Source organism: Paraburkholderia sp. MM6662-R1 (genome assembly GCF_050436245.1).
In the GTDB taxonomy this organism is placed as follows: domain Bacteria; phylum Pseudomonadota; class Gammaproteobacteria; order Burkholderiales; family Burkholderiaceae; genus Paraburkholderia; species Paraburkholderia tuberum.
Map to the genome: position 1 here is coordinate 231,805 of NZ_JBNDLV010000002.1, position 16,964 is coordinate 248,768.

At 60.4% G+C, this 16,964-nt stretch carries 15 protein-coding genes and 1 pseudogene; 4 read left to right on the forward strand and 12 right to left on the reverse strand.

Features of this window, described 5'->3' with window-relative positions; translation table 11 throughout:
- Window positions 1-18: 18 nt before the first annotated feature.
- Window positions 19-834: an SDR family NAD(P)-dependent oxidoreductase gene (locus tag OKW39_RS22195; protein ID WP_133665304.1), complete on the reverse strand. Its 816-nt coding sequence runs from the start codon at window positions 832-834 to the stop codon at window positions 19-21.
- A 99-nt stretch (window positions 835-933) separates the two neighbouring features.
- Window positions 934-2,703 (reverse strand): flavin-containing monooxygenase, encoded by a 1,770-nt coding sequence (locus OKW39_RS22200; protein WP_429563675.1) that lies wholly within the window; start codon window positions 2,701-2,703, stop codon window positions 934-936.
- Window positions 2,704-3,113: 410 nt separating this feature from the next.
- Here OKW39_RS22200 and OKW39_RS22205 point away from each other — a divergent pair, with 410 nt between their 5' ends.
- Window positions 3,114-3,842 (forward strand): carboxymuconolactone decarboxylase family protein, encoded by a 729-nt coding sequence (locus OKW39_RS22205; protein ID WP_429563676.1) that lies wholly within the window; start codon window positions 3,114-3,116, stop codon window positions 3,840-3,842.
- A 154-nt stretch (window positions 3,843-3,996) separates the two neighbouring features.
- Here the strand turns inward: OKW39_RS22205 and OKW39_RS22210 are convergent, their stop codons facing one another.
- From OKW39_RS22210 to OKW39_RS22220, 3 genes are read right to left on the reverse strand one after another with little or no spacing between them, the layout of a single operon-like run.
- On the reverse strand, window positions 3,997-4,746 hold the full coding sequence (locus OKW39_RS22210; RefSeq protein ID WP_429563677.1) for a nitroreductase: 750 nt from the start codon (window positions 4,744-4,746) through the stop codon (window positions 3,997-3,999).
- 44 nt (window positions 4,747-4,790) lie between these two features.
- Window positions 4,791-6,419 (reverse strand): tripartite tricarboxylate transporter permease, encoded by a 1,629-nt coding sequence (locus tag OKW39_RS22215; protein WP_429563678.1) that lies wholly within the window; start codon window positions 6,417-6,419, stop codon window positions 4,791-4,793.
- 3 nt (window positions 6,420-6,422) lie between these two features.
- Complete coding sequence (locus OKW39_RS22220; RefSeq protein ID WP_429563679.1) at window positions 6,423-6,902, reverse strand: tripartite tricarboxylate transporter TctB family protein; 480 nt, start codon at window positions 6,900-6,902, stop codon at window positions 6,423-6,425.
- A gap of 337 nt (window positions 6,903-7,239) precedes the next feature.
- On the opposite strand from OKW39_RS22220, the gene OKW39_RS22225 reads away from it, so the two are divergent.
- Window positions 7,240-8,058, forward strand: a complete 819-nt coding sequence (locus OKW39_RS22225; RefSeq protein ID WP_429563680.1) for an SDR family NAD(P)-dependent oxidoreductase — start codon at window positions 7,240-7,242, stop codon at window positions 8,056-8,058.
- A gap of 11 nt (window positions 8,059-8,069) precedes the next feature.
- Window positions 8,070-9,023: a zinc-binding dehydrogenase gene (locus tag OKW39_RS22230; protein WP_429563681.1), complete on the forward strand. Its 954-nt coding sequence runs from the start codon at window positions 8,070-8,072 to the stop codon at window positions 9,021-9,023.
- Between the two features lie 103 nt (window positions 9,024-9,126).
- On the opposite strand, the gene OKW39_RS22235 is transcribed toward OKW39_RS22230, so the two are convergent.
- The 6 genes and pseudogenes from OKW39_RS22235 to OKW39_RS22260 all read right to left on the reverse strand — a co-directional run bounded on the left by OKW39_RS22235 (window position 9,127) and on the right by OKW39_RS22260 (window position 14,410).
- Window positions 9,127-10,101, reverse strand: a complete 975-nt coding sequence (locus OKW39_RS22235; RefSeq protein WP_165572565.1) for an Ldh family oxidoreductase — start codon at window positions 10,099-10,101, stop codon at window positions 9,127-9,129.
- Between the two features lie 21 nt (window positions 10,102-10,122).
- Entirely contained in the window at window positions 10,123-10,794 is a 672-nt protein-coding gene (locus tag OKW39_RS22240) for a Bug family tripartite tricarboxylate transporter substrate binding protein (RefSeq protein WP_429563682.1), read from the reverse strand.
- A pseudogene (locus OKW39_RS22245) lies at window positions 10,718-11,122 on the reverse strand (Bug family tripartite tricarboxylate transporter substrate binding protein); the annotation flags it as partial. The pseudogene OKW39_RS22245 and the gene OKW39_RS22240, both read right to left, overlap by 77 nt.
- A 90-nt stretch (window positions 11,123-11,212) precedes the next feature.
- Complete coding sequence (locus OKW39_RS22250) at window positions 11,213-11,794, reverse strand: carboxymuconolactone decarboxylase family protein (protein WP_429563683.1); 582 nt, start codon at window positions 11,792-11,794, stop codon at window positions 11,213-11,215.
- 569 nt (window positions 11,795-12,363) lie between these two features.
- The gene (locus tag OKW39_RS22255; RefSeq protein ID WP_429443164.1) at window positions 12,364-13,548 is read right to left on the reverse strand and encodes a CaiB/BaiF CoA transferase family protein; all 1,185 of its coding nucleotides are present in this window, start codon (window positions 13,546-13,548) and stop codon (window positions 12,364-12,366) included.
- 16 nt (window positions 13,549-13,564) lie between these two features.
- On the reverse strand, window positions 13,565-14,410 hold the full coding sequence (locus tag OKW39_RS22260) for an enoyl-CoA hydratase/isomerase family protein (protein WP_133665316.1): 846 nt from the start codon (window positions 14,408-14,410) through the stop codon (window positions 13,565-13,567).
- Window positions 14,411-14,745: 335 nt separating this feature from the next.
- On the opposite strand from OKW39_RS22260, the gene OKW39_RS22265 reads away from it, so the two are divergent.
- A complete protein-coding gene (locus OKW39_RS22265) occupies window positions 14,746-16,026 on the forward strand; it encodes an acetyl-CoA hydrolase/transferase family protein (protein WP_429563684.1) in 1,281 nt (426 codons plus the stop codon).
- A gap of 124 nt (window positions 16,027-16,150) precedes the next feature.
- On the opposite strand, the gene OKW39_RS22270 is transcribed toward OKW39_RS22265, so the two are convergent.
- On the reverse strand, window positions 16,151-16,900 hold the full coding sequence (locus OKW39_RS22270) for a nitroreductase (RefSeq protein ID WP_429563685.1): 750 nt from the start codon (window positions 16,898-16,900) through the stop codon (window positions 16,151-16,153).
- Between the last annotated feature and the right edge of the window lie 64 nt (window positions 16,901-16,964).

Genomic DNA, 16,964 nt, shown 5'->3' on the forward strand with positions numbered 1-16,964 from the left:
TCCCCCTTGTCGTCGCGCTTACCTGGCTGCGGTCACGCCGCCATCCACGACGAGTTGCGTCGCGGTGATGTACTTCGCCTCGTCGCTTGCGAGAAACACTACGGCATTCGCAATGTCCCACGCGTCGCCCATATGACCGATAGGAATCATAGCGTTGCGGTTGGCATTCAATTCGTCGGCGGATACGCCCAATTGTTTGGTGATCCGTGTTTTGACGGTTGGTGTGTCCATCATGCCGACCACGACTGTGTTGACTCGTATGCCCTTCTTCACGTAGGCAATGGCTGTCGATCGGCTGAACGCCATAAGTCCAGCCTTTGAAGCCGCATAGGCAACGTGCACGCGTCCGCCGACCTGATGGCTCATGTGCGCGATGCTCGAGACGTTGACGATTGCGCCACCTTTACCTTCAGCCTCAAACTGCCGCACCATGACGGGAAGCACGTGCTTGCAGCCCAGAAATGCCGTCTTGAGGTTCAGGTCCATCTGCGCATCCCATGCGTCGACGCCGAGCGACACGGGATCCCCCGGGACACTCCCTCCGACGACGTTGACCAGGATATCAATCCGCCCAAACTGTTCCACGCACGCGACGATCGCCGCCTTGACGTCATCATTCGACGTCAAGTCGCATCTTTGCCACGCCCAGTTCTTGTGACCTTCCCGCTCCATGATCGCCGCCGTGTCAGCCAACGCTTGCTCATTGATGTCCACGCCGAACACTTTGGCGCCCTGCCGAGCCATCAGCACCGCCGTGGCCCTGCCGTTGCCCCAGCCTTCCCCCAATGAACCCGCGCCTGCGACGAAAGCCACCTTTCCAGTCAGATCCAGCATGTCTCGTATCCTCTTTTTGAGTCTATAAGCGATCAGGGCGGCGATTCCTAAGAGCGCCTCGCCGCTGTGCACGAACTCCTGCGCCAGTGCGACCGCGGCTCAGGCAATGAGCCCGATTTCGCGGGCCTTGATTTGCAAGGCGACGTAATGTGAGTAAATGCGTGCCTGCGATAACCCGCTGCCGAGAAACCATAGCCCCTTTTGCGCTGTGGGCCTGTACATGTTGTTGAGTTCGCCGTCCTTCGCGATTCCCCAAATGGGGCCGATTCTCTCGGCCACCGCGGCACCCAGCAGTTCCCTTACCACGCTCTGCTGGCTCTGATAGCCCGTGGCGGTTACCAACACGTCCGCCTTCTCCACGCGCCCGTCCTTCATCAGCGCACCATCCTCGACAAAGCGTTCGATGTCCTCGAAGTGAAGCAGGCCGACCTGACCATTGACAATCAATTCCGAGCAGCCGCAGTTCAGATAGTAGCCACCGTGCGTACGCCGAACCTTCATCATGTACCCGGTTCCGTCCTCGCAAAAATCCAGCTTGAAGCCCCGAGCGCGCAGCCCGTCCAGCAACGGCTTGTCCAATTCCTGCTGCCGCTTCGTCACGGCTTGCGCGTTTCGCACTGCGATCGGGTACGTAGCGGACAACGCAAGCAGGTCGCAATCCTCGATAGGCAAGCCGTCATCGTAGTACGTGGTATAGGTCACGCATGCCGCATCAAGGCTCGTCACTGCGATCGCACCACGCTGGATCAGCTTGACGTTCGCGCCGTGGCCGTGCAGGTCCTGCGCGATGTCGTGGCCGCTCGTGCCTGCGCCCAGCACCAGCGCATTCCTTCCGCGCCAAGCGGCCCCGTCCTTGTAGTCATGTGTGTGCAGAACCTCACCCTTGAAGTCCTCGAGCCCCGCCAACTTGGGCCGCTTGGGCGCACCAACGATGCCGTTGGCAAACACGATATGCCTGGGCCGAAGCACACGCTCGGACCCGTCGGCACGACGCACCTTCGCACGCCAATGGCCAGCTGCCTCATCGTATTCCCCGCCCACAAACGTCGTGCTTGTCCAAACATTGCATTCCATCGCCCATGCGTAGTTCTCGATCCAATTGGCCAGCATGTCCTTCGCAAGGTACTTCGGCCAGGTTGGAGGAAACGGCATGTATGCCATGTGGTTTAGCGCTACCTGATTGTGCAGCGCTAACGAGTGATACCGTTGGCGCCACACGTCTCCTACTCGAGGCAGCTTCTCCACGCATAGCACGTCCACACCAATCATCCGGAGCCGCGCCGCTGTGGACAGGCCGGTCTGGCCGGCGCCAATGATCAGTACGGCTGGCTCGCGATCTTCGAAAGCTTGCTCTTTTGCACGACGCTCCGCCCAATTCTGGCTGCCGAACTGGCGCGAGTATTCCGCACCCGATGGACGCCGCTCGCCCACCGCCGGCTCATGGCCCTTGAGCTCCTGCAGCGACGTCATGAAAATCCACGCCCTCTCAGGGTCGCATTCCAACAACCGCACGACGCCGCTACCACGGCCGTCGGCTGTCTCGAAAGTAAAAATAGCCTCAGTCACCGGAATCCCGATACGCTTGACGCGGCGGGGCGGCGTACGTTTTTCGGCGATCTCGAACCGATGCGCCTGGATTTGGTGCTGTCTGCTTATCAGCTCATTAACGATGCTCTCGCGCCCCTGATGCGGTGTGATGTTCCAGGTGAACGACAGCAAATCGCGCCAGTGGGATTCGTCGGCAAAAAGTTGACCCAATGCATCCCGGTTCAGCGACTTCAGTGCCTGCTCGAAACGGGACAGCCACCTTTGAACCAGGTCTGCCTCACTATCCACACTTTCGGCAATGCTAGAGATAGCTTCTTCCATAACGTCCGTTCCTTGTTTGTGCTTGGCAAAGCAACCTTTCCAGGTTTGCCCCTGTGAACAAATTGTAGTAGCGGTGGTAGCCGCCCGCCATCTGCGGACGCGGTTAGGACTCTTGCTCAGGCCGCAAAAATCGTTGGCCCGCGCACATCTATCGCGGCACGACGCGACAATGCCAACTCCGATTTTCTGTCTGGCGCAAATGAGCTTCGCTTAAGAAACGCTGGATGCCCCTTCAGTCCCACGCCTATTCTTTTTTATAAGCATGCGTAGTCCGGGGTCCCCGGCATTTTCACGTCCTGCGGCATGGATTGATCGCGATACCTTCAAAGCGGGAGGCGACCTGTGTTGCTACGGACACATTCGTTCTATCAATGGTCAGCTCGCCGGTTCAACCGACGCAAGGAGACGATGTGCATTACGAACTTGATCAACTCGACGGCACCTTCGATGACCCGCGCGTGCCGGAACATCTGCGGCTGACGGCCACAACGTCATTGGAAGCCGCCTCCCAATTTTGGCGCGCCGTTATTGGTGACAAGCATCTTTCACCGAGAATGAAGGAACTCGTGCTGCTTGCGCTGCATGCATCAGCGACGGCGCTGAACGAGAAGGCTATTAGGCGGCACGTCGGGCGGGCTAGGGCGGCAGGCGCATCCGAGCGGGACGTGTTGGACGTCCTGCTGTCTATCGTCGGTTTGAGTAATCATGCGCTGTACTTCGCCGTGCCGATCCTCATCGAGGAACTGCGAGCGACGCGCGGGCAGGATGCCGCCGATCTGCCAGCTGCGCGCTCTGATATCGAAGAAATACGACAGGACTTCGTGAAGACGCGCGGATTCTGGAACGAACAGCGCGATGCTATCGCGCGGCTGCTTCCGGATTACTTCAAGGCGCTGTCGGGACTATCGACCGAGCCGTGGAAGCATGGTTCGCTGACGCCCAAAGAGCGAGAATTGATCTACGTTGCCATCGACTCTTCCGTGACTCATATGTATGGCGCGGGCCTTGCCCTTCATATACGCCATGCGCTGCAACACGGCGCCACGCGGGAAGAGATCCTCGCGATCTTTCAATTGGTCGCGCTAACGGGCCTCGAAACCTTCATCCTCGGTACGGAAGCCTTGTTCTACAAAAGTTGACGAACCGCGCGGCCACCTACGACCAGTCGCTGCGTCGTACGGTGTCCAGCTGCCGCCGCCGTGGCGTCTACGCCAGAATCTGCCTATCAAAGACACTGGCGCAACGCCGCGCGCATCGCGCCGGAACCCGCGCATTTTTGGCGCACCGCGATGGTCATTCCACCCATGCTACGACGTCGTCAATCGGCGCCCTCGACGTGCGGAAACTGTTGGCCGCGTGCTCCGTGTCTTCGAATCCGAAGGAGATGCCGCAGATGATGCGATTCTCGGCGCCAATGTCGAGGTGCTTGCGGAGGATATCAGGCCATGAGGCCAGTGCAGCTTGTGCGATTGCACTGACGCCTACCGCGGTGGCTGCCAACAGGAAGTTGGACACCCAGGCGCCGCAATCCATGACGCCGTGAGTGCCGAGGGAGTCGTCACTGCACACGATCGCCAGATGCGGAGCACCAAATAACCTGAAATTCTCTCTCCCCTGTCGCGCCGCGGCTTCGCGATCGCCTTTCTGCACGCCGGTGGCACGATAAAGGGCCCAGCCGCTTTCGCGCCTGCGCGTCTGATGAACGCCGCGATATTCGCGCGGCCAATCGAGTTCGGGTGATGGGGCGAGGTTCGCTGAGGCGCGGGCCATCAGATCGCTTCGAAGGCTTTCGAGCGGTTCGCCGCTCATCACGTGCACCTGCCAAGGTTGGGCATTACACCAGGATGCAGTGCGCTGTGCCGTCTCCAGAATTCGCCGGATGACGTCTCGCGACACTGGCTGCGGCAGAAAGGCTCGGCAGCTGTGGCGCCGCCGCAGCAATTCGTCCAGGCAAGTGAAATCTGCAGTGACTGTAGCGGTACAAAGAGAAGCCATCTTTTCTCCCTCGCTTTCCATTGCCGCTGCGGCGGCGTTGATGAGCAAATATGAACGATGAATGTAGGGTCGGCAGCAGGCAATGCGTGGCCTCACGTGTCGGAAAGGCGGCGGCTCGCCGTTTGCGCGGCGGGAACGCTGATCGGCTCAGCGCCGCCCTGAGCTACCGGTTCCGACTGATGGGCCTGGCCAGTCCGCGCGGCAGCGCTCACTCGTCTTTGAATCACCGCACGCCGAAGTCCGAAGCAGATCTGAGCCAGCAGCAACAAGGCGCAAAGCGTGATCAGCACGGCGCTGATCGGATGTTCGACAAAGATCATCATGTCACCGCGTGACAGCAGCAGTGCCCGGCGAAAGTTCTCTTCGAATGGTCGCCCGAGCACGAAGCCGAGCAGGATCGGCGCGACGGGAAAGTCAAGTGCGAGAAGGACCGCGCCGACTACGCCGAAGAAGAGTGCCTCGCCAACCTCGAAAAGCGAGTTATTCGTGGAGTACACCCCTATGGCAATAAAGCCCATCGCCAACGGCAAAAGGTAGCGGTAAGGCACCTTCAGCATTCTGACCCAGATGCCGATCATCGGTAGGTTCATGATCATCAGCAACACATTGCCAATCCAGAAGCTTGCGATCAAGCCCCAGAAGATGTCCGGGTGTTCCCTGATCATTTGGGGGCCCGGCTGAACGCCTTGAATCAGTAGCGCGCCAAGAATGAGCGCCATCACCGCGTCGCCCGGAATGCCGAGACTCATCGTCGGGATGAAATCGACCTGCGTCTTGGAATGGGATGCGGCTTCCGGAGCTGCAACGCCCTCAAGTGCGCCATGACCGAAGCGACCGGGCTTGCGAGATACCTTGCGCTCGAATGCATATGCTACGAACGACGCTACCGTCGGACCGGTCCCCGGCATTGCGCCGAAGACCGTACCTACCAACGTTCCGCGGATCGTTGGCCAGAATGCCTGCTTGATGTCAGTCCTGCTCGGCAGCATATCCCTGAAGCCGACGTCCATCTTCTTGTTGCTGGACGTGACCGCGTGCATGCGGTTGATACTGACGAGGAAATCAGCCACACCGAAAAGGCCAAGTGCTAGCGCAACGAGTTCGATCTTGTCGGAGAGCTCCAGAAATCCAAACGTGAACCGTTGCACGCCGCTGGTAACATCCGTGCCGACGATGCCGAGGAGCAATCCCACGGTGGTCATGGCGACGCCCTTGAGCGGTGAGCCGCGAGCCATCGTGGAGCCTGCCAGCAGGCCGAGCAGCATGATCGAGAAGATTTCCGCAGGTCCGAAATTGAAGGCGATTCGTACTAGCAGCGGCGAAGCGATGATCATCACGACGATGCCGAACGATGCAGCGAAGAACGATGCAAACATCGCGACGCCCAGCGCGGTTCCGCCTCTTCCAGCCCTGGCCATCGGGTACCCGTCGAGGCAGGTTACCGCATGCGGCGGGTGCGATGGCAGGTTCAGCAGGATCGCACCTATCGCGCCGCCATACATCGATCCGTAGAAGATCCCGGCCAGCATCAGGACGGCGGGTACCGGATGCATGGAATAGGTGATCGGCAGGAGCATCGAGATGGCCGTCAGTGCGCCGAGTCCCGGTAAAACACCTATCAAGTTGCCTATCAGAACACCGACGAACGACCACCAAAGGTTGTGGGGTTGCAGCGCAATCTCGAAGCCGTACCAGAGGTTTGTGAGCGAATCGGTCAGCATGGCTCAGGCACCTCCCCACGTAAACAGCGGAAAGGACATTCGCAGCACGCCCCATATCACGACAACCGCAAATACCAGCATGATCGCCATGAGCAGCACGCCGTCCTTCGGCTTATTGTCGCGGTCACCCATCGCCGCGATAAAAACGACCGCGGCGCAGGCGGGCAACAAGCCCCCATAACGGCCCAGAATGACGAATGCGATCAACGCACCAACGATGCACGCCCAGCCTCGCCACTCTGGCGGCAACGTCTTCGAATTGACCACAGCTGCAGGCGCATGCTCGAGCCAAGCCGCAACGGCTATGGCCGTGCCGGCAAGCATCAATAAGGCCCCCAACGCGATCGGGAAAAAGCCCGGTCCCATTTGCCGCAGCGTTCCGACGCGGTATGTCGCGCCCATGACAGCTGCGCTCGCACCAATCAGTATCATCAAGCCGCCACCAAGATAGTCCTTCGGTAGCGAAACCAATGGATTCGGCATTCGTCCTTCCTCCAATTGCCAGACAGCTTCCGAACCCGTGATCGCCGATCACCCTCGACCATAAAGGCAGCTCGCGAACAGGACTCAGTCGTGCCTTGTCTCCGATATTTACTATGTGAACTCTGGTAGCCGGATGATCGTGCGAGAGTAGTGTATGACTCACTCGGCGCCCGATCTATGCGCCCCGCCGGCAAGCAGTTTTGCGCGCGGCGGCAAGACATTCGGAGCGCCTGCCGTACCGCTCATCTTTGCGAGCGCGAGCAAGCAGCTTCGCACACTCGTGCGTTGACTTTGCTGATGGCACACCCCTAAGCTCGTCCGAGCCACGGGAGAAATCATGACCAACAAAACTGCTGTTGTCACAGGCGGCGCGTCCGGGATCGGGCGACGCACTGTCGAACGCCTGATTGCCGAAGACTGGACCGTATGGTCCCTGGACGTTTGTGGACATGCACTGGACCAGTATGCGCCATCGCAGACTTCGGGAAACCGACTGCGTCACCTCCAATGCGACGTGGCCGACGTCGAGAGCGTCCGGTCCGCATTCGAGGCCATCCGCCGCCAGACGGCGAAACTCGACGCCCTGATCTGTTCCGCTGGCGTGATCCGCGTCGGAGCGCTCGAAGAGCACACGCCAGAAGATGTGGATCTGCTGCTCGGCGTGAACGTCAAGGGTCCGTGGTTGACAGTGCGCGAAGCGCTTCCGCTTTTGCGCGAGCGGTCAAGTGTTGTCCATCCAGCGCGCGTGGTGATGGTCGGCTCCTGTGCCGGCATCCGGCCCAAGCCTGGTTCGGGCTTCTACGCGGCGACGAAGGCAGCACTCCATTTGCTCACCCGCGTGCTTGCCGTCGAGTTGGGACCCTCCGGCGTTCTCGTCAACGCCGTCGCGCCCGGAACCGTGGCAACGCCGATGCTGGAGGGCGCAGCCAAAACCGATGTCACTTCGTTGTACAAGCCGACCAGTGAATCGCCGCTAGGCCGCATCGCCGAACCGGACGACATCGCCGATGTCATCCTGTTCTTCCTTAGCGATGCGGCTCGGTACGTCAACGGGACAGTGCTCCCTGTCGACGGCGGGACGCGCGCCGCCTTCTATACCGGCAATGCCACCAAGCGGCGGGTGGCAGCTAGATCCCTCGATGAGACTCCACAATGACAGGACCCGTCATGAAAGCGATACTTGCAACGCCCGCCGGTGCACAGCCCGGCGACACCCCGGTGCCGCGCCCTGAGCCCGACCAGATCCTCGTGCGTGTCAGCGCGGCAAGTCTGAACCGGGCCGATCTTTCAGGCGTTGCAGCGAAAGATGGCAAGGTGATTGGCATGGAGTGGGCCGGCGAAATCGCCGGGGTAGGATCTGCCGTGACCGAATGGAGACCTGGCGACCGCGTGATGTGCACCGGGACCGGCGCATACGCGGAATACGCCGTCACGGATCGGGGCCGCGCCATGCGTATCCCGGACGGCATCGCTTTCGAGGAGGCAACGGTCCTCATGCTCGCGTGCCAGACCATGCACAACGCAATCGTTACTGCAGGCCGCATGCAACGCGGCGAGATACTCATGATCCACGGTGCCAGCTCCGGTGTCGGCCTCATGGGCATGCAGATCGGGAAACTTCTCGGAGCAGGCGCTGTGATCGGCACTTCGACGAACAGCGTAAGGCGTAGCCGGCTCCATGAATTCGGCGCGGATTATGCGCTGGATGCGTCCGCGCCCGACTGGGTAGAGCAAATCCTTGACGCAACTGCCGGAAAGGGCGTGGATGTCATCGTGGACCAGGTGAGCGGACCAGCCTTCAACCAGACCATGAAGACCTGCGCCAAGCTTGGTCGCATCGTCAATGTCGGCCGGCTCGGAGGCAGTGAGGGTGTTGTCGATTTCAATTGGCATGCGCTGCGTCGCATCTCATACATGGGAGTCACTTTCCGTACGCGGTCAGTAGATGAGATTCGCGACCTCACGGCACTGATGGCACGTGACTTGTCGGCCGCCATTGCCGATCGCAGATTGCGGCTGCCGATCGATCGCGTGTTCCCCCTCGAGCAGGCCGCCGCGGCCCTTGACCGTATGAGCTCGAACGCCCATTTCGGCAAGATCGTCCTGTCCGTCCCCGCCTGACTCCTGCCTGCATTGCGCAGGCACGAATCCTGAACAAAAAATGCCGCCCAGCGTTTTTGCTGGACGGCATGACAGGCTCCGATGGCCGTCGCGATTCGCGATTTTACTCCTCCGTAAGGCGGCGGTAGATCTCGTCTTCGATCTCGATCCATCCACGCGCGCGCCCTTCGGCCAGGCGCGCATCGGTTGCGCTTCCAGGCACCCTCACGGGACCGCCGCCCTCGATGGGACGGGAGCCTTCGATGGACGAACGCAAGACGCCGATGCGCTGCTTGAATTCGTCGAGCGGCATCAAGAGTTCCGGGTTGATCGTCATGAAAAGATACCCCCACTTACCCGCCTCACCTACGATGGGATCGCTGCCTGCAAGAATGCCGAGTGCCTGCACAATCAGTGAGACGCTAAAACCGCGCGCACCGCCCCAACCGAGAATAGCACCTGCGAGCGCCGCAGCAGGGTCCGTGGTCCGCCGCCCTTGCGGGTCAACAGCGCAGTCAGGCGGAAGCGGCTTGCCGAGTTGCCCGTGATAAATGACGTCGCCCCACATGAGCTGGGAGGTGGCGAAGTCGATCACAAGTGGCGAGGGGTCACCGGGAAATGCAAACGCGATCGGGTTCGTTCCCAGCAAACTGTCGGCGCCGCCATGTGGCGCGACTCGAGCCGTCGAGTTCGCGGCATGGATCGAGATGAAGCCCTCGTTTGCGGGAGGCTCGACGTAATAGCGAAGCAGGCCGGAGAACCAACTGTTGTTCACGCCCACAATGCCGACGCCGCTCGCCTTGGCAAGTGCCATGGCCTTCTTCATCGCCATGACAGATGTGACATAGCCGTTGACATTCGCCCCGTCGATCAGCGCGGATTTATCTGTCTCCTTCACGGTCCGGATTGTGCCGCCGGTTCCGGTCTTGCGCAGCCGTTCGGCCATGGGAATCAGCCTCGGCAGGCCGGCATACGCATGTCCGGCAAGCATTGCGTAGATGAGGTGGTCCGCGACCATTCGTGCGTGTTCCTCGGACATGCCGCGCCGCACGAGGAAGGCGACCGCCACCCCATGGGCTTCGGAGGTATTGATCTTCACTGGGTTCTCCTTCAGAGACAGTTACTGAGGTTTGAAATGGATACTCGCAAGAAAATCGCGCCATTGCTTTGTTTCTGTTTCGATCTCCTGCGCAAAAAGCTGTGGGTTGGACTTGGGTATGAAGCCGGAGAAAGTCGATTCGATGCGATTTTTTATATCCGGTGCCGTTGACGCAGCGTAGATGTCCGCGGCGATGCGGTCGAGCACGCTTGACGGCGTGCCCTTTGGCGCGAACACACCATTCCAGAGGACCGGGTAAAACCCCCTGTACCCGGCTTCACGCACCGTCTGGACACTCGGCAACTCGGGGAAGCGTTCCTCGCCGAACGCCGCGATGGGGTAGATGCTGCCGTCGGCGATATGTCCCTTCAGCGCAGCAGGCGTGTTCTCGAGTACCTGCACCTCGTTGCGAATCAGTGCGAGCATGATGGGCATCGTGCCGTTGTAATTCACCTCGGAATACTTCACGCCGAGCCCCCTGAAAACAAACCCGGCGCTCATATTGAAAGCGGTCCCTGGCCCTGTGCCACCGTAGAAAATTCCGCCTGGTGCAGATTCGCTGAGCGTGGCAAGTTCGTGGAGGTTTATTCGCCTTGGCATATGTAACGGCATTCGTGGCAAGCACCATCTTGAACTTGAGGTACTTGAGCACGGGCGCGAGTTCGACCTGGGGATCGAAGTGCACGTTCGCATTGGTCAGCTTGGCCATGCTGGTGCTGAGGCTTCCGAGCAGTAGCGTGTGACCGTCAGGCTTCGAACGCATGACATAGGCAACGCCGATCATGGTGCTCGCCCCTGGCATGTTCTGCACGATCACCGGCTGCTTCCACAGGGCCGAAAGCTTCGGCGCGATCATCCGTGCCCAAAGATCTGCCGTATTACCAGGCTCATAGGGAACGATCAACGTCACCTGCCTGCCTGGAAACTCGCTCGCCGCCGCGAGACCCGGTGTGAGTCCGCCGGCCAGCAAGCCAGCGAGCGCGAGGCACGCGTCACGGCGGTTCATGCGCGAAAAACTCATGAATGTCTCCGTACGTATTTGGAATGTTCGTCCCGGCTTGGACCGGGATCTGCACGTGGCCCGGATGGGTCCGCGCTACCGCCAGCTGTCTCAACTGCCCGTCTTCGTCTCCAGATAGTCCGGATCCTCCAATTCCGGCGCCACGCTGCTCGGCAGGCCGAGTTCGAATGTGTTGAGCGTGAACGATGCCAGGCAGTAGTAGCCCAGAATTGCGACAAGCTCCGCCATCCCGCGCTCGCCGAGCTGCTCGATGCCGCGTGCGTAAAGCTGCTCAGGCACCCGGCTCGTCGAGAGGAGCGTCGAAGAGACCTCGTAGACCGCTCGCATGCGGTCTTCGCTGATGGCTGGCGCGCGACGCGCCGCGATGGCCTCGACAACCTGCGGGTCGAGTCCCGATTTCAGCCCTATTGCCTTATGCGCGTTCCATTGCACATGCGCAGTCCAATGCCGGGCGCACACGAGAATGGCGAGTTCGCTGAGCCGCGGCTCGAGCGTTGTTTGATAGCGAAGCAGTTCACCCAGCTTCTGCACGCGTCTTGCGAGCTCCGGGTTTCGTAACCAGGCAATCATCGGAGCAGGCACTTTGCCGCGCGGTCCACTTATCACTTCTGCACAAACAGCTGCCTGTTCAGGGGTCATGGCCTCTTCCGCTGGCATTTCCAGTCGTGGCATAAAATTACTCCTTTCGATTGACTACCAAACGGCGCCCATGCGGTCCATCGGAATCGGCCCGTTGCGCTTTGTCACCGGTTCTTCACCACCAGCAGCGCCACGCTGCTTCACCAAGTGGTGCTCCACCAGCGGCGTATGCATCATGCCGACCACTACCGTGTTCGCATCTGATTACCTGCACCGATATGGAGAATTCTAGGAAGTGGCTGAGTGCTTGCATACGGAGTTGGGCGACAAGGATCCTTGCCCGTGAAGCAAAGACCTCCTCGCGTTGAACCGTTGAACGTTCCGCGATGGCACGCGCCAAGGGCCGATCCTTATCGGCAATCGATCTGCGGTGCCCCACAAGGACGGTCGATCCAAGGCGGTCGTCATACGCTTAGCCCGCTCTTTAAACGGGCGCGTAATCCGACAACAAGAGGTGGGAGTAGATGGTGCTTGGTAGTGGACTGAGCCAAGCGCTCAGAGATCGGCGGGAATGCCTTTAGTATGTGGCCACGGGAAGACGGTCATCGGCGCCAAACGCGCGTGCCGCTCCCCATGTCGATGTTCGTGGTGCAATTGCCGCCTCAGGCAACACCAAGTTCGCGAAGCGCGGCAATTTCCGGCATCGTGTAGCCGGCTTCGAGCAAGATTTCTTCGGTGTGCTCGCCAATCATAGGAGGCCGCGATTCGACCGTGGGGGACGTACGCGACAATCTTGCCGGTGAGAGTACGACCGGAGCCGAACGGGAAAGACCGGGATAGTCGATCCAGTCGAACGCACGCGACGCACGAATCACCGGGTCTTCCAGTGCTTCACGCGGGGAATAGACGGGGCCCGACGGAATCTTGGCCTTTTCGAGTTCAGCCAACGCTTGCTCGCGCGAGCGGGACGCACACCATTGCACCATCATCTGGCTCAGCAGTTCCCCGTTCTGCCCGCGCAGCAGGTCATCGCTGAAGCGCGGATCCTCAAGCAGTTCCTGGGCGCCGATCATCTTCGACCATCGCTTGAACAAAGACTGCCCAATAACCTGAACGATGATCCATCCATCCGTGACTCGAAAGATATCCGATGGACCGTATATTGGGCTCCGATTACCGGTCGCTTGCCGGTTGACACCAAGGACCGATTCCTCGATCAGCACACCGCTTGCAAACGTCAGAGCGGTATGCAGTAGAGAGGCCTCGACGACCTGCCCACGCCCGCTATTGCGACGCTCATATAAGGCCATGACCGTGCCCAGCGCACATGACAATGCGGTAGCAAAATCAACGACAGGCACCATCGACTTTACCGGATTGTCCGGCGTACCTGACATGTAGACTGCCCCGCTCATTGCTTGGCCGACACCATCAAAGCCGAGCCGGTGGACAGCGTCGGCATGAGTCCCGAATGCAGAGGAAGCCGTCAGTATGATGTCGGGCTTGAGTGCGCTCAGTGACTCATAGTCGAGGCCCAGATTCGTCATGGTCGCCGGCGGCATATTCGCGATAACGACGTCCGCAGTGCCGACGAGCCGTCGAACCACCTCACGCCCCTCGGGGCGATCGATATCAAGCGTCAGGGATCGCTTATTTCGGTTGCATTGCAAGAATAGCGCGCCCTCGCCTGTTTCCGTCACCGGCATGACGAACCGGTCTTCGCTCCCGCCTACCCGATCAATGCGAATCACGTCGGCGCCGAAGTCGGCGAGCAATGCAGCGCAGAATGGACCCGCGATGTACCGACCAAAATCAAGGACACGGATTCCTTCGAGAACCTTCGGCATATTTCAATATTCCTGTCTATGAATTGGCGGTCGGCGAAACAGGCGTCGCCGTGGGGAACTCGGGTGGCCGCTTCTCGCGAAAGGACAAGACGCCCTCCCGCACCTCCGGACCGCCAAAACCGAACATCTCGAGTGCAAGCGATGCGTCGAAGATCGGCCCCGCCTGGCGAAGCCAGTTGTTAAAGGCATATTTCGTCCAGCGAATCGCCGTGGGCGCGCCGTTTGCGAGGCGCGTGGCGATCGATAGCGCCTCGTCCTGCAGTTCGTCGTCCTCGACGGCAATCGAGACGAGCCCCATCTGCTCTGCCTTTTCCCCGCTCACCGGCTCACAAAGCATTAAGTGATACTTCGCTTTCGCGAGGCCGCAGAGCAACGGCCAGACGATGGCAGCATGATCACCGGCGGCCACGCCCAGCCTCGTGTGTCCGTCAACAAGACGCGCCGAACGAGCGGCGACGGAAATATCGGCAAGCAACGCGGCAACCAGGCCGGCGCCCACTGCCGAACCGTGGATGGCGGACACGATTGGTTTCGAGCAGTTGATCATGTTGTAGACGAGCTCTTTCGCCTCACGCCACACTCGCACGCGGGCGTCGAACGACTCGATCATCTCCTCGACCACGTCGAAATCGCCGCCAGCAGAGAATGCTCGCCCAGCCCCACAAAGCAGGATGGCGCTGACGTCGGGGTCTGCGTCAGCGTCGCGCCATACGCGAGCGAGTTCATCGTGTCCGCGCGCATCCAGCGCATTCAATTTATCTGGGCGATTCAAGGTGATACGCAGCACACCACGTGCCGGGCGATCGAACGCCAGGCTCGAGTACGATGTATAGGCCCCCAGGCTTGTCTGTTGATCCGACATGGTGCTCTCCCTACTTCGATTTAACTGACGGGGTAGCCTGATGCAGGCGTCTACCGTGGCGATCGTGCCGACATTTAACGAGGCCGATCGACCGAGTAGTCCGGAGGACATCAATGCGCCCCGTACGCCGGATGTAAGCGTCATGCAGCATGACGGCTCCGACAGCCATTCTGAGAGCCTCCCCTCCATCGCGTCAACGCGATCGCAGCCACGTTCCGTACGTCGAAAATGTTGCTTCCCGATTGGTGGCCGAATCCGAACTTCGCCGCCGCAGAAGCGTTGGTTCGAAATTGATCATTTGGCGCGGCGTCGCACGCGAACTACATTGGCTGGCAATGGAACCCGCCAAAACCGCCGTGAACCTGCACCGCTCCCTCCCAGACCTGAGCGCAACGATCCGTCCCGGCGACGCCCTGCTGTGGGGGCAAGCGCACGCCGAACCGGTAACACTCATTCGCGCGCTCGTCGAGCAGCGACGAGCGTTGGGGCGGCTGCGTTTGTTTCTCGGCATCGGGGCAGCAGACATTCTGCAGCCAGCGCATGCCGACAGCTTCGACTTCCTTGCGTATTGCGGGACGGGTGCAAACCGCAAGCTTGCACAGGCTGGCGTGCTCGATATCCTTCCCGTCCACTACTCGCAACTGCCGCGGCTGATTCGCAGTGGCGAATTGCGCGCCGATGTCGTATTTGTTCAGGTTTCCCCCCCGGATGGCTTGGGGCGTTACAGCTTGGGACTCGCTCGGGAGTATCTCGTCGAGGCTGTCCGGCATGCGAGGAGCATCATCGGCGAGATACATCCGGATGTCCCGTGGACGTACGGTGGACCCTATCTGCGCGAGCAAGACTTCGCCCAACTCGTAGAGTCGACTTCGCCACTGCCTTCGTCTGCGCGACCGCTGCCGGGCCGCGTCGAAGCGGAGATTGGAAGGCATGTCGCCAGCCTCGTTGAAGACGGCGCCACGCTGCAGACCGGTATTGGGACGATTCCGGACGCCGTGCTCGCAAATCTGAAAAATCATCGTGAACTCGGCGTGCATTCAGGCAGCATCGGCGAAGGGTTTGCTCAGCTATGCGAAGCCGGCGTCGTGACCAATGCTTGCAAAAGCATCGACGCGGGTCTAACCATCGGTGGCGTGCTGATCGGCGGAGCCGCCTTGCACCGCTTCGCCCACCGTAATCCCTCTCTCGAACTGCGGGGAACGGAATATACGCACGATCAGGCAGTGTTGGCCAGCATAGAACGCTTCGTCGCCATCAACTCGGCCATCGAGGTAGATCTCACCGGTCAAATCAATGCGGAAGTCGCGGGGACGACCTACGTGGGTGGGGTCGGCGGCATTGGGGATTTCCTGCGCGCCGCGCAACGCAGCCGCGGCGGCGTGCCTATCGTCGCACTGCCTTCGACCGCCGGGACGCGAAGCCGTGTCGTTGCGTCGCTGTCAGGCCCGGTAACCGTGGCTCGCAGCGACGCCTGCGTGATCGTGACCGAGCATGGAACTGCCGACCTGCGCGGTTTGTCGATCGCCCAGCGCATTCCACGCATGATCGCCATCGCCGATCCTCTACACCGTGACGCGTTAGAGCGTGAGGCTCGCATGCTCATGAACGGCGCGTGAAAAACGGGCAGCGCGGACCCGTAGCCGGGCGATAGACGGTTCGGAGATGCCCGGCAAACCGCAACGACCGTCGCGAACATGGCAAAGATGGCGCAGAGCACAACGCCCCGCCCCTGGTTCGCTCCTAATCCAGCCAGCGCGAAAAGACGCTCGGATCCTCCCGCTGAGGACGGTACTCGTTCACGGCCGCACCGACGTCTGCATAGCCAAGCGAAAGCGCGCAGACCAGCCGCTCGTCGATCGCACCGAGGTGCGGCAGGACAATTGACGAGAATGGATTCCATGCCGCCTGCACGCAAGTGTGCAGCCCCTCCCCACGCGCGGCGATCATCACGCTCTGCACGAACATCGCGGTATCCATAAGTGCGCCTTGGGCCATCACCTTTTCATTGGTGAAGAAGAGGCCGACGGGTGCGTCGAAGAACTTGTAGTTCCGCTGGTGTTGAGCGTGCATTCTGTCCCGGTCGCCCTTCCCGATACCCAGCGCGCCGTAGAGCCCCCAACCTGTCGCGCGCCGCCGCTCGATGTACGGTGACGTCCATTCAGACGGATAGTAGGGGTAGTCTTCCTGGTAAACCGAAGCGAGCGACGGATCGTCGCGTAGCGCGTCGTGGGCGGCGCACACTTTGCTTACGAGTGCATCGCGGCTCGCACCTCGCACGACGTAGGCTTTCCACGGCTGAGTATTGGAACCCGATGGCGACCAACTGCAAGTGCGCAAGATGCGCTCAATAGTCTCCCGCTCCACTGGCTCCGGCAAGAACGCACGGCAGCAAAAGCGCGTTTCGATCGCCGTATAGACGCTTTGTGGGTCCTCCACGACGGCCCTTACATCGGGGACCTTGCCTCGGCCTTGCAGATCGCGGCCCATCATGTGATTCCTGTTCACATTCATGCTTATCCAATCTGGAATGGCAGCCTGCGTGGCCGCGACATAT